This window comes from Novosphingobium pokkalii, from assembly GCF_014652855.1.
GTDB classification, from domain to species: domain Bacteria; phylum Pseudomonadota; class Alphaproteobacteria; order Sphingomonadales; family Sphingomonadaceae; genus Novosphingobium; species Novosphingobium pokkalii.
Map to the genome: position 1 here is coordinate 109,958 of NZ_BMZP01000013.1, position 13,886 is coordinate 123,843.

Genomic DNA, 13,886 nt, shown 5'->3' on the forward strand with positions numbered 1-13,886 from the left:
CAATATCCGACTGAAGTCGGAGGGGTTCCTCCACGAAGCGGGACTCTAAAAAGGAGCCGCTATTTGCTCGTCTAGAGCATTGCCATCCGACGCGTCAGCGCGTCCTATCATCGCCGCCGCCGTGCCGCCGCCTACATCGTGCGAGCGGTCTACCGGACCTGATCAGGCAGTCGCGGCAGCAGGGTTCGCTGCGCCAATGGGCGTGTAGTCCATATCTGACTGAAACCGGTATGCCCTCTGCTGAGCACAGGGAATGTCAGCGGCCGATCAGAGTTACATCGGAAAACCGCCATCCTGAAGCTAGGCCTTCTATGTAGCCAGGGCCTGCAGCAGCAATCGGTATCGGCGCAGCATTTCGGCTTGGGGCGGCGTCGCCGTCGGCTCATGCTCATCGCATTCGGCCAAGGCTTTCGCAATGGTCCCCCACTTGCAGTCGCCTTCAAATAAAAGGCGTTCGCGAACATGGGTGCGGACGGATTCTTGCAGTTCGGGTGGCAGCAGGTCCGGGCTTTCGGCGTAGATGATCCGCGCGCCAAGCAGCGCGAAGCGGCTTTCGGTGAATTGTGAAAGCAAAAGATGTCGATCCGGCCAGGGTACGGCGTGAAACTGGTCCATGAGCCGTTCGTCAGTCGTCGAGGCAAAAGCGCCATAGATCATCTGCTCGACATGCTCTGGCTCGTCATACTGCGTCTTCGAACTTTCGTAGGCCTCGAGGAGGCGTGCGACGAAGGCCGTGTCGGCAAGCACGGCAGCCGCTCGATGCAAGATTTCCGCTTCCGACAGCCCACCAAGTGACCAGGCCGGTGCATCGTCGATCGATCGCAAAGTTGGTGCCGCGTTGATCTTGACCTTGCGAAGAGGCTTGGGCTTGCCGGTGATGCACGCCATCAAAGCATGATCGGGCATCGCGGCGAATGCCGCTGGATCATGGCTCAAGTCGAAGCACAAGTGCTTGGTGGATTGCTCGCGATCGACACCGACGCAAATTATGGGAAAGTGTTTCTGCCCGCCAAAGCTGTAGAATTCACTCAGCAGGACGGGATCGCCGTCCAGGAGAAAGGCTTCCGTCGCCGCCTTTTGCGAGAAGCGAATGAAGTTGGACCATTCGGCCGACGCGCCGTCGGCGATAATCCGACACAAGTGGATGACGGCCTCGACGTCGGCCATCGCATCGTGGGCATTGCTGTGATCAAAGCCGTTGGCCGGAGCGAGTTGGTCGAGCTTGAAGTTCGGCCGACCGTTGGCTTTTGATGGAATGACCAGGCAGTCGGGTTCGAACTGGGCGACCGTCTTGACGAGCATCATCGCGTCCGCACGCGCATTGCCCTCGCGCTGCGTCAGATAGGGGTTGTGAAGGGTCTGATATTGCGCCTGCCGCAGCAATTCCTCGTCAAATGCCAAGCTGTTGTAGCCGACAAAAATCGCGGGCGACCATTCGAGCATTTTGGCGCGAATGGCCCTGACCATCGAATAATGGGTAGGCAGGCTGGGGTCGGTGGCCTGCTCGATGGAAACGCCGGTTACGAGCATCGCGCCCGGCGACATGATCACATGGGGCAACAAGCGGCAGCGGATCTCGAACCGGTCAATCTCTTCGAGATTTTCGTCCGTCTTTATCGCGGCAAATTGCAGAATCTGATCGAAGCGCGTGTCGGTTCCGGTGGTCTCGGTATCGTAGAAGATAAATGCCACCGGAGCCCCCCGCTCGCTCAGCTCAAAGCGAGCAATCTGAATTGCAGTGCCGACAGGCTCACCTTGAAGCGCTTGGCAAGCATCTGCAACTGTTCAACATCATCCAAATCGAACCCCGTTGTATCGATAAGCGGGGCGAGCAGCATCGTTGGCATCAGCAGTTCCGAGGCAAAGGTATTTGCCTCGATTTCCATTCGATTTGTTCCCTGCGATGCCTCCGTATCGCGGAGCAAGATCGCGAAACCCTTGTCGACATGCGCGGTGCCGTTAATTTCCTGCTGATGAAGGATATGATGGCCAAGCTCATGCGCCATCGTGAAACGTTGCCGGTTGGGGTGGTGCAGCGCATTGACGCCAACTATGCCGACGCCGTCCTTGATCAACGCCATGCCGGACAGTTCCTGGTCGAGCGGCGAAAATTGAACTCGTATCCCGCGTTTCTTGATAATCTTTTCTACGGGAACGGGAATCGATACGTCACCATATTCGGCCAGGATACGGCGGGCTTCTTCACGAGCGTGTTGCTTAAAGGTTGTCATCGCGACGCGTCAACCTTTTCAGGGCCCAGGGCGCTGCGGACCAATCTCTCCAAATCCGACAATTGCACTTCGGAGAAGCCACCGGGATCGATGTTCAGCATGGAAAGCGATGCCGGAGTGTCAGGTTTCGGCAGCGTGGCCGGCACCAGGTCGGTGATCGATTGGAGGGCGAGCACCCGCGCCATCGCGTAGACTTGGTGCAACAGCACCTTCTGGCGGCCTCGCTCGACGTTGGCGATCGATGCGCGGGATACGCCAATCCGGTCGGCAATGTCCTGTTGGGTAAGGCCGAGCGACGTGCGCCGGGCCGCCATTGCCCGCCCGAGCTGCGCGTAAATTGCCATGTCTTCCATGGGCAGCGGTGTGACAGGCTATCTTTCACCCGTCAACGTCACAAACATTTGTTTGTGACAAACACACTGTAGTGTTGGTATGGTTGACAAATGCGAAAGGATTCGGGATATGGGTGGCACGGCAAGTGGTTGATCGACTCGCAGGCGAAAGGATCGGAAATGCAGTTGGATGGTGCAGTGATCCGGGAACAGGGCGTGACCTTTGCGGTCGTCGTGGTGAAGCGCCATGTGACCAGCAATCGCAGCGAAGCCTTGCGGGCGATTCAAGGCTTCGGGCGCTACTTCCCGGGAATGCCGATTGTCCTGATGTCCCAGGATGCCAGCGGGCAGGCCACCTATTTCGGTCGGCCCGACATCTCGAAGTTTCTCGCGGGGGTGCCGCGGCACGCCGTCCCGTGGAAGCGCTACACCTTCAACTGATCCGATAGGTGATTTTATGGCCAAGAATACGGGCAACAATTTTCGTCGTGGGGCGGTGACCGGCCGTACCCAATTCCAGCGCCCCGACGGCAATTACCAGAAGCGCGACGAACGCACGGGGCATTTCATGACCGCGAAGGACGGCGGCAAGCCCTTCAAGGGCGTAGCGAAGGAACCCGATGGCCGGGATGGCCCGAATTCCTGATCTCCATCATTTCATTTCGAAGGAATTTCCGAATGGCAGACGTAAGGGTTACCTGCATCAACAAGCAGCCGCGCAACGATCCGCACGAGGGCATCACCCACCTGGGCGGTGCGACTTGGCGCTGGACGCGCCAGGAGGTCATCAATTCCATCGAAGCCAAGACCAACACGTTCTTCACGCTCGTTGGCGGAAATCGCGCAGAAGTCGGCGTGGTGAACGGCGCGAACGGCAAGTACCTCCGCACCTATGCCGATGGAAAGTGGAACGACAATCTCCTGGCACTCCCGGAATGTTCGAACGCATAGTTCGCTGAGGGGCGCGCGCATGGATTGGCTATGGACATGGGGCGGTGCCTGTTTCGGCTATCGCGATGACGACGATCTTTGGACCTATTACGCGCGGCGTATCGGCCGCTTCCATGGCGATGAGATCCATGGGCGCGATGGCCACTATCTTGGCGAACTGAGAAACCAGAACCGGCTGATAACGCATCGTTCAAAGTCAGGATGGCGGAAGCCGGGCTCTGGGCTTTCGGGCGTCGGGGCTCTTATGCGTGCTATGCCCGCTATGCGGGCTACGCAATGTAAGCTGGATATGAAGACTTCCCCGCGCCGGAGACCTTCCGCTAAATCGAAAACAGGCGTGCGCGCGAGTGATGGATCAAAGATATGATTGAAATAGAAAGAAATTTATTTGTCGGCGGCGAGTTCGATGAGCAACAGGAGCGCGGCCAACCGGGCTGGTTTTTCATTCATGCCTGCAAGGAGCCCTATCACCGGCAAGCGTTGGGCTATGCTGGGCGAGCCGCCTCCAAGGATCATCCCGAATATCTGATCGCCCGGCGTGAGGGGCGCTTGATCCTCAACCTGGTGGACGCTGCCGACGTCAATTACATTCCCGCCGGGATCGTGGACGCAGCACTTGTCGCAATTCATGAAAATATCGGCGACCATCGAATCCTGCTCCATTGTAATCAGGGGCAATCCCGATCACCGACGATTGGCCTGCTCTATCTGCTCAAATTCACCGACCGGCTGAGCGGCTTGGACCGGGACGCCGCGATCGATGCATTCAGGTCGATCTATCCTCCCTATAATCCAGCGCGAGGTATGGCCGAATATGCGCGGATTAATTGGGATCGATATTGCCAAGCTGCTTGAACCGGCATTTGAGGACAATGGTCCGGCAGCACAGGTTCCTTGTCTTGCCTGGACAACACTCAGCCTGACGGGCTTCCCGAAGGGCGACAGATAGGACGGTCGCGTGGCCGACCGTTCTCGGCCGTGGTAGGATATCCGGCTTCCCAAAACAAAATCTGTATAGAATCCTTATAAAATTCGGATAGCCGACCGCGATCCATAGATTGGGATCGCTGCATTTTCACAGAATACCGGAACGTCCGAGACAACGCCGTGCAAAGACGGTGGCGGTTTCAGGAGCTTAGGAATACGGACCGGCGGTAATCGGGAACGGCTCGAAGTCGCCGCTAAGGCCGGCATTGGGGCGCGAAGCTGATGCGGCGGCTCGATCGGTGGAACGTCCGCTATCCCAATCTGCGCTCCTGAAAGCAGACTTACCCGTCAGTCCGCAAGTCCTGATATCCGAAGGCGTTGCGATGATTTAGGCGTGTCGCGAAACCCCAAAAGGTAGTCCCGGCCGAATAATTGGAATCCAACTGAGGTTCCCCACTTCATCTTCGCTCAAATCCGAGGAACGTCGCCGAACGGCCGGTTCACAACCCCCAAGACAGCTTCGGCCACGAATACGCGATTGCGACGATAGCCCGTCCGCTCGACGAGGATGTTCGCCTCGACAAGCTGGTTTATTGCCGCAAGTGCCTGCGGCTTCGACACGCCCAGCTTCTGGGCCAGGCGCTTCAAGGTGATCACAGGGTAATCGATCAAGAGATCAAGCGCGCGCAGCGATGCCGACCGCGCCCTGAACCGGCGTCGCTCCCGCCAGTCCGCAGTGAGTTGCTGAAGCGTGTCGCGGGTCGTGAACAGCTCTTCGACGGTGCCGGTAATGGCATCCGAAAGATATCCCACCAGCGGCGCCCAATCGAGCCGCTGCTGAGCGGCTTTCAGCCCCTCATAATAGCCTGTGCGATTGGCCGCGATGAACGGCGCGAGATAGAGGGGCACCTGGCCCTCCGCCGCCATCATCAGTGGCAGCAGGAGCCTGCCAACGCGCCCGTTCCCGTCGGCGAAGGGGTGGACGGCTTCGAAATGCGCGTGCGCAACCGCCATCCTGGTAATCAGGCTCTGCGACACTGCCTGCATGCCTTCGCAGCGCATGTAGGCCATGGTTTGCTCGAGGCACGCAGGTGCACGATCCGGCGGCGCCGGATTGTAGGTCGAGGTGGAAATATGTCCCGTGCCGCCGATCCAGTTCACCACGTCCTTCAGCTCCCCCGGAACGCCTTTATAGTCGGGGTCGTGGCGCATGGCCTCACGATGGAGTTCCTTCGCGAGATCGATCGTGAAGATGTCAACGCCGTCGTTCGTGGCGCGAGGAAGCAGGCGATCGAGCGTCAGGGCATAGTCGCGGACCTGCCGCGCCGCGTCGCGGGCATCGTCATCGTCTTCCTCGACCGTCAGCAGTTCATTAAGCGTCGAATGCGTGCCCTCGATCGCCGAGCTGTCGACGGCTTCGCGTCGGCTCAGCGTTCGGCTGATGACATAAGGGTCAGGGGCGCTTTCCGCGAGCGTCTGCACGCGCCCGAGCATGGAGAGCGCTCGGTCGTGAGCGAACTGGACCGCCTGGATGGGCAGCGCATCTTCGGGCGGCGGCAACGGGATGACGCCATAGTGATTGTCGAAGGGCGCGGGATAACGGACAAGTCGCTCGCGCAGCGCTCCTGCAAGGTGGCTTCTATGCACTAAACCTTCCCATACCGCCCCCAATAGGCGACCCAAGGAAGGAATAATGCCATAACCCTAAATAAGAAGCAATTTTCCAGCACCATTGTTGGGCTTCGTCTGTCATGGAACGAAGAGCCCGCAATCAGGCGGCCTCCCAGACGCGGTTCAGAATCTGAGCCGCCAATGCCGCCTTATCCTGGGGAAAGAAGCGGCCATAGTGCTGCGCGACAGTTTCCGGCGTGTCCTGGATAGCGTAACTCGCCTGTTCGTAAGAGCCGGTCTGCTTGAGAATATGCGTGGCGAGCACATCGCGGACATTGTGCGGCCCGTGTGGCAGCAGCCCCTCGATCGCCCCTCGCCCGGTATAGGGATTGCGAATGCCATATCGCTGGATGGTCAGCCGCCAGGCCTCGTAGAAGGTGTTGATGTCATAGGACGCATTCCGGCTCGTGATCTTCATCGTCTTGACGAAGAAGGTCCCCGGGTCTCCCGCGCCGTTGAGGAGAACTGCGCGGTGTCGGCCGATATAGGCATCGATGTGCCCATAGAGGCCGCCCAGATCAGGAAGGATGAGCCGAAAGGGCCGGTTGCCGAAGAACGAGGAGTTGGCGTTCTTGAAGGCCGACGCCGGCACGAGCACTTCCCAGCCGCCGTCGCGCTCGCTCCAGCGAAGTTCGCCGCGCTTGGCGAATTCGAGAGCTCTGTCAGTCGTGGGCGTTCGGCCCGGCGGACAAACCAGCAACTCCCGCAGATTCTTCTGGCGAAGCCCGAGATGAAGCCCGAACCTCAGCATCAGGAATGAGCGCACCGCCTCCGCGGCCGGGCGTGGGTAGCGCTTGGGATCGGGCATCAGGCGGATGATTTCCTCGGTGATGCGGCGATATTCGCCAACCGGGCTGTCAGCCTCCAGGATCGGCATGATGGGCTCGAACGGGTCACGATGGACCCGGGCCACGCGATGGACCTCCTTGGACCGTGCGAGGCCGTGCTTGTAGAAGCGGTCGCACGCCCCCTGCCAATCCGCCCGGGCTTCTTCGATATCCGCCTGAGAAACCAGCCCGTCGATGGGCTGCAGGCGCTCTGCGAGCACCGGAGACTGGCGCAACCAACCCGTCTCAACCCGCGTCAGCGACAGGGCGAACTGAAGCATGTTCACTTCCCACACGGTGAAGAATCCGCGCTTTGCCTCGCGCCACTGGATGTACCAATCCCAGATCGCGGGGAAAACGAGCAGCCCCATCGCAAGACTTGTCGAAGGCACGCACCGGCCTCGCACCGGGGCGCCCTTCCCTGCCGCGAGCGCGCCGAACAAGAGCCCGAGATGTTCGACCTTCTGGAATGCGGTGCTGCCATTCCAGACCCCGCTCCGCTGAAAGCCGACATCCGTCAGCGTTGCGGTCTTGAACCGAATGAGCTGGGCCATTTCCCCGGCAAGCGCGCTTGGTGCGTCGGCGCCCGCGCTTGCCAGCTCGCATTCGACCTCATCGCGAAACCCGCCATCCTCTGGCTCCGGCAACCGGTGAACACCCGGTTTCCGGCCGGTGATGCCCGGAAACCGGATGGCGTAGCGGTGCTTCGAAGCCTCGGCCTGGTAGCGCCGATAATCGGTCGCCCCCGAAACCACGACGGTGCGGACCCACTCGAGGATCTCATTCCGTTCCCTTGCCGGGCGCTGGTCAAAATCGTCGGGCAGATGCCAGGCGAACCTGCGCTGCTCGGAAGGTGTCAATCCCCGCAGCTTTCGGTGCCCGCTTGGCGCGCGGCTGTTCGTGGGGAGCTTGGCTTTGAAATAGCCGCTCGGCAGGCCGTAGCGCCGCTCGATCCTGGACAGGATACCGAGGCTCTTCACCGTGGTCGGCGTCTTCTTGCCTGCCGCCCACTGCAGCAGCGTCGAACGCTCGACCCGGTCACCCTGGTGCACAAGGCAGCGGTGCAAATAGCAGATCGAGTCGCCGTGGCGCGCTGCGTGAAGAAGCAGGGCCTCGTGGAAGGCATGTACGTCGTCCCATGCCGTTTGCTGCGCCTCGGGAAACTCGACAATGGGCTTGGCCTTTGCTCCCCGCTTGCCAACGGCACTTTCAGATTGCGGCGGGTTTTCAAACGATGCGGACGCGGTAACAACTTGCTTCAAGGCCATAGATATTCGAGCTTTGCCCCTAATGCAGCCAGGCTGGAGCGAAGCGCCAATTCCTCAGGACGACGTAGCCTGCAACACACTCATGACGAGCCAGTGGCTCGCCGTCGGCGCATGTCCGAACTTCACGCCGGGTGATCAGGCGCTTTCGGAAAAGCGTACCTCTGCAAGGTCGAGCCATTGCGCCATCCGACCGAGTTCGGCCGTCAGCCGCTCCATCGTCGCAGGCGGTGCGCCCGGCTCAAGGGTTACGCGAGGGACCCGAAGTACGCCCTCCGCCCGGTCTGCTTTCAGGTCGACCCGCGCGACCAGCGCCTCGTCCATGAGAAACGGCAGCACATAGTAGCCGTGGATCCGTTTCTCCTGGGGGACGTAGATTTCGATCCGGTATCGAAACCCGAACAACCGTTCGGCGCGACCACGTTCCCAGATGAGTGGATCGAACGGGGCCAGCAGCGCGGAGCCCGCAACCGGTCTGGGCACGGGCGCATCGCGATGCATCCATGCTTTCTGGCTCCAGCCCTGCACGCGAACCGGAACCAGGACCCCGGCATCGACTTGCGCAGCGATGGCATGGTCCGCCTCTTCGGGTTTGAGCCGGAAATAGTCGCGCAGATCTGCAGCGGTTGCCACCCCTAAAGCCAGCGCGCTGCGCGCTATAAGCGCCTGCTGCGCAGACGCGGGATCGGGCGTTGGAAGATCGAGAATCCGTTTCGGGAGGACTCGCTCGGGAAGGTCATAGACGCGCGCGAAACTTCCGCGCCGCGTTGCCGTGGTGATCTGCCCGGACCAGAACAGCCATTCGAGTGCGTGCTTGGTGTGGCTCCATTCCCACCACCCGCTCTTGCTCGCGCCATTCTCGAAGTCTGCAGCCGTCAGCGCGCCTTCCGATCTTATCCTGTCGAGCACAAGCTGCGCCTGCGGCCGCTGCTCTGTCGCGAAGCGCCGCAGGGCCTGGTAGCCGATTTCTCCGCGTTCGGCCCGCTCCATGCGCCAGCGGAACAGTGGATGGAGACTCAGCGGCAGGAGCGAAGCCTCGTGCGCCCAATACTCGAACATGCGACGTTGGCGCCGCGGCCCCCACGCCGCCTCTTCCAATTCCGCACGGCTGTAGCTGCCGAGACGCGAGAAGGCCGGGAGATAGTGCGCCCGCGTCAGCACGTTCACGCTATCGATCTGGAAGAGGGAGAGCCTGTCCAGCAGGCGAACCAATCGCCCTTCCGCCGGTTGGGCGACACGGTTCGCCGCGAACCCCTGCGCGGCGAGGGCAACCCGCCTGGCGTCGCGGAGGGAGAGTTCCATAACCATCTTAGAGAGACTGGTCGGTCGGTGGCGGCGCGGTCAACGGGGAATTCGCCTGCGGTAACAGCGGCGGCGGGCTTGCAACCGCCCGGATCAAGCGGAACCCGCAGCCGATCGGACGGATCGCTGAATTTCAAGGTCCTCGGGATGCCGGTCCAGCTTCTCTATATCGGCACCCCAGCATAGCTCACAGCGATGCGCATCAGTCTGCTTTAGCCCCGATAGGCGCTCCCTGAACGGCACTGCGGCGCTGACGATATATCCGTACCAGGCGGCCCGCAGGTGTCGCCAGCAAGCCGGCGCCGATCAGTGCCGGCGCGCCATCAACGGCGAGCGCCATGGGATAGCCGGGCATGGTCAGCAACACATGTAAGGTCGCCGTCAGCATCAGCACCGTAACCCTTTCCACTACTTGATGGAGAGCGGCCCGATGGCGCAATAAGCGCAGACGGGCAGGTCGTGCCCCGAGGCATGGAATGCACTGTCACGGGCCACTGACATCCAGCAAGACAACCGCGACACCATGGACGCTTGTCGGAAGTCTGCCGCAACCTCGCGGCAGCCAGTTCGATGCACCGTCCGGATTCGCACCGGGACCCGATATCGGCGCTGATTGAGAACGCCGGAACAGCTCGCAAAGCTATCCCAGAGAGGGGCATAACAGCCCACTCAAGCCCAAATAAAATGTGGGATCAAATGTGGTTTCGATTTTCCGGAGAAGTCATTTTATTCTCTGAAAACAAAGAGATAAATGGCTTGAATGGTAGCGGAGGAGGGACTCGAACCCCCGACACGCGGATTATGATTCCGCTGCTCTAACCGACTGAGCTACTCCGCCCCAGGCCGCGCCGCGTCTGGCGACGCGCGGTAGGGCGGCCCACTAGGCGGCGCAGGCTGGTCCGTCAACCTGCTTTTTGCCGCTTGCCCCATGTTCTCCACAGGCTTGCGCTGCGGCCCGCAGGAGATGTTCACCCCATTCGCGCCAGTGCCAATTGCGCGGCCAGGGCATCGAGCACGCCCAGCCGCTGCTTCTTGAGCACTTCGAGATGCTCGTGCGAACCCGGCTCCACGTCCGTTTCGATGCGATTGACTGCATGATTGAGCGCATCATACTGTTCGACCAGCTTGCGCACATGCGCGCTATCGACCTTGAGCGTGTGCAGCAGCGCGGCATCGTCCGGGAATGCATCGGTGAGATCGCTGGAAAGATGGGTCATGGAGCTCTCCTGTCCGTTCTGCCCCCCATCATCGCCGTCCTGGAGAGCCAGGCATTGCGCTCCATCAATCCTATCGCTGCGGCCCGAAACCAAGATATCCACGAAAAACCCGATCCCCCACGCAAAACCCATTGCAATCGCCGCCGCGCAAAGCTAACTGCCCGCCAGCCCACACGGCAGGGCCGCTTTAGCTCAGTTGGTAGAGCACATCATTCGTAATGATGGGGTCACAGGTTCGAGTCCTGTAAGCGGCACCAGGGGCTTCTTCCCAAAACGTCTCAACGCATTGATTTGGCTAGATTTTCGGTCGATTTTATCTTCCGGATGTTCTCGCTTTGTCCCAGGATTTCTCACCACTTTTCACGCCAAGTGGGGGCATTTCTGGGGGAAACGGGAGCCTAGCAAAAGGCGTTGCCCCCAAATGTCGCTTAAAGCTCTGCAAATAAATGGGTTTTCGGCTTCAAACTCCCCCTACCGCAAGCCCGACGAAAAAGGCCTCTATCTTGAGGTCCGCCCCTCCGGCGCGAAAATCTGGTACTTCAAATACCGCCTTCACGGCGTCGAGAAGCGCCTGTCGCTCGGCCAATGGCCGGACGTCGGCCTGAAAGAGGCTCGCGCTCTGCGCGACAAGGCGCGCGATTTGATTCGCGATGGCGGCGATCCGGCCGTCGAGCGCCGCAAAAAGAAGATCGAGGCCCGCCTGCACGCCAGCAACACGTTCCGTGCCGTGGCCGAGGATTTCATCAGCGTACGTCTGGAGCGCAGCGGCAAGGCGCCCGCAACCATCACCAAGGCGCACTGGTTCCTATCACACCTAGCGCACACGGTCGGGCACCTACCGATCGCCGACATCACGCCACCGGACTTGCTGAACGTCCTGCGCAAGGTAGAGAGCGAAGGCAAGCGTGAGACCGCCCGCCGAACCCGCGCCTTCGCCAGTCGCGTGTTCCGCCATGGCGCCGTTCTTGGGCTATGCAAAAACGATCCGGCAGCGCTCCTCGATGACGCCCTGGCCGCGCCGCTCGTCAAGCACCGCGCTGCCATCCTTGAGCCGGGCAAACTCGGCGTGCTGCTGCGTGCCATCGATGAGTTTACCGGCACCAAGGTTGTCAAATTGGCGATGCAGATTCTGCCGCACGTCTTCCTGCGTCCGGGGGAATTGCGCTTCGGAAAATGGGATGAGATTGACTGGGGTGGCGCCGTTTGGCGTGTACCGGCCGAGCGCACTAAATTGCGTCGGCCCCACTCTGTCCCGCTCTCGCGTCAGTCACTGGAATTGCTGCGTAGCCTGCACGAGCGAACCGGACAATTGCCCTACATGTTTCCCGGCCAGCGCAAATTTACCGTGCCGATCTGCGAAAACGCGATCAACCTGGCGTTTCGTCGCATGGGCTTCGATCAGGATACCGTCACGGCCCACGGTTGGCGAGCAACGGCCAGCACGCTGCTGAACGAAAGTGGATTGTGGCATTTCGACGCGATTGAGCGAGCCTTGGCTCACGGGCATTCCAACGCCGTACGCGGCACTTACGCCAGAGGGCAACACTGGGACGAACGCGTAAAGATGGCGCAGTGGTGGAGCGATTACCTGGATGGTCTGAAGCGGTCTGTAGAGTGAGCGCGGCCGGGCAGTTGATCAAAGACTGCCCGGCTTACCGGGAGGAATCGACCAGAATACGACGTTCCAATAAGGCGGCGGGAATGTCGGCTCACATCAGAACCTGCCATATCAACATGTGGGAGCAATCGGTCAGCAAGGCCGCCAGCATCCGTGGTCCGTTTAATCTGTTAGTTTTCAAATCGGCATGTATCGTGCCAATCGCCGCCGCGTCGCGATCGATGCAAAACAATATATCATCCAAAGAACGACGAACTCTGTAATTTAAAGCAATAACCTATATCACCCCATCTATACCGCTTTACGAGCTGCTACGAAGGCGCGAGCACAAGCGGAAAACTCCCGCGACGGCGCAGTGATGGCATTCAATGTCTCTTCGAGAATAAGATCGCGTTCGTCTTTATTTTGATTCTGTTCAATGCGAATTATCAGATTGCTGATATTATCGATTGCCTCCCGCCGCTTTTCAAGCAACTCGATCCGATTAAGCGCGAGTGCAATATTTGTGTATTCTGCGACGTTACAGCCGGGGTTATGAAGCAACATAGGGCCGTAGAAGGTAAATTTCTCCTCTGGATCAATTGCGTAGGGATCTAGTATCCCCTCGCGGTTCCCTTTTTTTGTGTTACACACGTCACATGCAAGCGTGAGGTTTTCCCAATCAAATGTGAGCTTTGGATCAGCCGATTTGGGAACGATGTGCTCTATATCGCCGAAAGTGACGTGAAGCATCTTGCTCTCGCAATATGCGCATTTCTCGCTTGTTTCAGCTTTAAGTGCTGCCTTTACAGTCGGGTGATTATAGCGCCCTTTTATACCGGGCACGTCCGCCGGTCGATGTTCCAGCGCGTCGAGCAGTTCCGCCGTCCATACAGCGGCGTTGTTAGATAATACGGCCGGCTCATCGCCCTTGGACAGACGGATCAATTGCTTCGCCCCAGCTCAATAAGCGCATCGGGAAAAAGGTCGGCCAAGCCGGCCTCCTCGACATCACGCTTGAGATTATTGATCGTCTCTTTCGTGAAGGCACTTTGCCGATATTTTGCGACAATCGTTTCAAGGCGAGCTTCGACCCATTTCGGGAAAGTTACTGGAACGCCGAGGACCTCGCGAAGGATTTCGCTGGATGGAGCCGATAGGTCGCTTCCTTCGAGATAGATGCACTCGACCTTGCTCGCACGATGGTTGAGTGTCGTGGGTAAATTCTCGGGCTTTGACGCCCCTTGGGCCCAAACCTCATCACTAACCTCGAGCTCTTGATACCTCAAGGCATATACTCGTGCATCGCGGCGACTGGAAACTATAAAGGGGCTATGCGTTGCCACGACAAACTGGACTTTTGGAAAAGTTTCGACGAGTGCACCAAGAATAGTGCGCTGCATGGCGGGATGAAGGTGATTTTCAGGCTCGTCCATCGTGACCACAAAATGTCCATCGGTCACGTCAGGCATTAGCGATCGGGTATATATAAGTGCTGCCATCTTGTTGATTGCCACTGAGAAGTGACCCGGGAGGGGCCGTAATTTCCACTGAGATTTGACCCAT

15 protein-coding genes and 2 tRNA genes are annotated in these 13,886 nt (G+C 59.5%); 6 read left to right on the forward strand and 11 right to left on the reverse strand.

The features are described from left to right. Window positions 1–309 precede the first annotated feature (309 nt). The 3 genes from IE191_RS14165 to IE191_RS14175 are packed head-to-tail and all read right to left on the reverse strand — an operon-like array spanning window position 310 to window position 2,584. Window positions 310–1,692, reverse strand: coding sequence for an exonuclease domain-containing protein (locus IE191_RS14165; protein ID WP_191325032.1), 1,383 nt, complete (start codon window positions 1,690–1,692; stop codon window positions 310–312). Between the two features lie 17 nt (window positions 1,693–1,709). Continuing rightward, complete coding sequence (locus IE191_RS14170; RefSeq protein WP_191325033.1) at window positions 1,710–2,231, reverse strand: ImmA/IrrE family metallo-endopeptidase; 522 nt, start codon at window positions 2,229–2,231, stop codon at window positions 1,710–1,712. After that, window positions 2,228–2,584 carry a helix-turn-helix transcriptional regulator gene (locus IE191_RS14175; RefSeq protein ID WP_191325034.1) on the reverse strand — a complete coding sequence of 119 codons (357 nt, stop codon included), beginning with the start codon at window positions 2,582–2,584 and terminating at the stop codon, window positions 2,228–2,230. Before IE191_RS14175 ends, IE191_RS14170 begins: the two co-directional genes overlap by 4 nt. 129 nt (window positions 2,585–2,713) lie before the next feature. Here IE191_RS14175 and IE191_RS14180 point away from each other — a divergent pair, with 129 nt between their 5' ends. From IE191_RS14180 to IE191_RS14195, 4 genes are all read left to right on the forward strand, one after another. Beyond that, a complete protein-coding gene (locus IE191_RS14180; RefSeq protein WP_229815389.1) occupies window positions 2,714–3,004 on the forward strand; it encodes a hypothetical protein in 291 nt (96 codons plus the stop codon). Window positions 3,005–3,020: 16 nt separating this feature from the next. Next, the gene (locus IE191_RS14185; RefSeq protein WP_191325035.1) at window positions 3,021–3,209 is read left to right on the forward strand and encodes a hypothetical protein; all 189 of its coding nucleotides are present in this window, start codon (window positions 3,021–3,023) and stop codon (window positions 3,207–3,209) included. A gap of 32 nt (window positions 3,210–3,241) precedes the next feature. Then, the gene (locus IE191_RS14190; RefSeq protein WP_037451969.1) at window positions 3,242–3,514 is read left to right on the forward strand and encodes a DUF3892 domain-containing protein; all 273 of its coding nucleotides are present in this window, start codon (window positions 3,242–3,244) and stop codon (window positions 3,512–3,514) included. A 363-nt stretch (window positions 3,515–3,877) separates the two neighbouring features. Beyond that, window positions 3,878–4,369 (forward strand): protein-tyrosine phosphatase family protein, encoded by a 492-nt coding sequence (locus tag IE191_RS14195; protein WP_191325036.1) that lies wholly within the window; start codon window positions 3,878–3,880, stop codon window positions 4,367–4,369. A gap of 540 nt (window positions 4,370–4,909) precedes the next feature. Here the strand turns inward: IE191_RS14195 and IE191_RS14200 are convergent. The 6 genes from IE191_RS14200 to IE191_RS14225 all read right to left on the reverse strand — a co-directional run bounded on the left by IE191_RS14200 (window position 4,910) and on the right by IE191_RS14225 (window position 10,723). After that, the gene (locus IE191_RS14200) at window positions 4,910–6,088 is read right to left on the reverse strand and encodes a Fic family protein (RefSeq protein ID WP_191325051.1); all 1,179 of its coding nucleotides are present in this window, start codon (window positions 6,086–6,088) and stop codon (window positions 4,910–4,912) included. A 124-nt stretch (window positions 6,089–6,212) separates the two neighbouring features. After that, entirely contained in the window at window positions 6,213–8,201 is a 1,989-nt protein-coding gene (locus IE191_RS14205) for a hypothetical protein (protein ID WP_229815390.1), read from the reverse strand. A 141-nt stretch (window positions 8,202–8,342) separates the two neighbouring features. Continuing rightward, window positions 8,343–9,512 carry a winged helix-turn-helix domain-containing protein gene (locus tag IE191_RS14210; RefSeq protein WP_191325038.1) on the reverse strand — a complete coding sequence of 390 codons (1,170 nt, stop codon included), beginning with the start codon at window positions 9,510–9,512 and terminating at the stop codon, window positions 8,343–8,345. Between the two features lie 196 nt (window positions 9,513–9,708). Then, window positions 9,709–9,894, reverse strand: a complete 186-nt coding sequence (locus tag IE191_RS14215; protein ID WP_191325039.1) for a hypothetical protein — start codon at window positions 9,892–9,894, stop codon at window positions 9,709–9,711. Between the two features lie 373 nt (window positions 9,895–10,267). After that, window positions 10,268–10,344: transfer RNA gene (locus tag IE191_RS14220), tRNA-Met, on the reverse strand. Between the two features lie 130 nt (window positions 10,345–10,474). Then, entirely contained in the window at window positions 10,475–10,723 is a 249-nt protein-coding gene (locus IE191_RS14225) for an HP1242/YdcH family protein (RefSeq protein WP_191325040.1), read from the reverse strand. Window positions 10,724–10,904: 181 nt separating this feature from the next. On the opposite strand from IE191_RS14225, the gene IE191_RS14230 reads away from it, so the two are divergent. Both IE191_RS14230 and IE191_RS14235 read left to right on the forward strand, forming a co-directional pair. Further along, window positions 10,905–10,980 (forward strand) — tRNA-Thr (locus tag IE191_RS14230). A gap of 164 nt (window positions 10,981–11,144) precedes the next feature. Further along, entirely contained in the window at window positions 11,145–12,341 is a 1,197-nt protein-coding gene (locus IE191_RS14235; protein WP_191325041.1) for a tyrosine-type recombinase/integrase, read from the forward strand. Between the two features lie 291 nt (window positions 12,342–12,632). Here the strand turns inward: IE191_RS14235 and IE191_RS14240 are convergent, their stop codons facing one another. Both IE191_RS14240 and IE191_RS14245 read right to left on the reverse strand, forming a co-directional pair. After that, complete coding sequence (locus tag IE191_RS14240) at window positions 12,633–13,268, reverse strand: HNH endonuclease (protein WP_191325042.1); 636 nt, start codon at window positions 13,266–13,268, stop codon at window positions 12,633–12,635. Further along, a partial coding sequence (locus IE191_RS14245; RefSeq protein ID WP_229815392.1) for an AAA family ATPase occupies window positions 13,265–13,886 on the reverse strand: 622 nt, incomplete at its 5' end. The genes IE191_RS14245 and IE191_RS14240, both read right to left, overlap by 4 nt.

Coding starts and splice junctions, on each gene's coding strand:
- IE191_RS14170 (WP_191325033.1), bottom strand. CDS start 2,231: ATGACAACCTTTAAGCAACACGCTCGTGAAGAAGCCCGCCGTATCCTG.
- IE191_RS14175 (WP_191325034.1), bottom strand. CDS start 2,584: ATGGAAGACATGGCAATTTACGCGCAGCTCGGGCGGGCAATGGCGGCC.
- IE191_RS14185 (WP_191325035.1), top strand. CDS start 3,021: ATGGCCAAGAATACGGGCAACAATTTTCGTCGTGGGGCGGTGACCGGC.
- IE191_RS14190 (WP_037451969.1), top strand. CDS start 3,242: ATGGCAGACGTAAGGGTTACCTGCATCAACAAGCAGCCGCGCAACGAT.
- IE191_RS14195 (WP_191325036.1), top strand. CDS start 3,878: ATGATTGAAATAGAAAGAAATTTATTTGTCGGCGGCGAGTTCGATGAG.
- IE191_RS14210 (WP_191325038.1), bottom strand. CDS start 9,512: ATGGTTATGGAACTCTCCCTCCGCGACGCCAGGCGGGTTGCCCTCGCC.
- IE191_RS14215 (WP_191325039.1), bottom strand. CDS start 9,894: ATGCTGACGGCGACCTTACATGTGTTGCTGACCATGCCCGGCTATCCC.
- IE191_RS14225 (WP_191325040.1), bottom strand. CDS start 10,723: ATGACCCATCTTTCCAGCGATCTCACCGATGCATTCCCGGACGATGCC.
- IE191_RS14235 (WP_191325041.1), top strand. CDS start 11,145: ATGTCGCTTAAAGCTCTGCAAATAAATGGGTTTTCGGCTTCAAACTCC.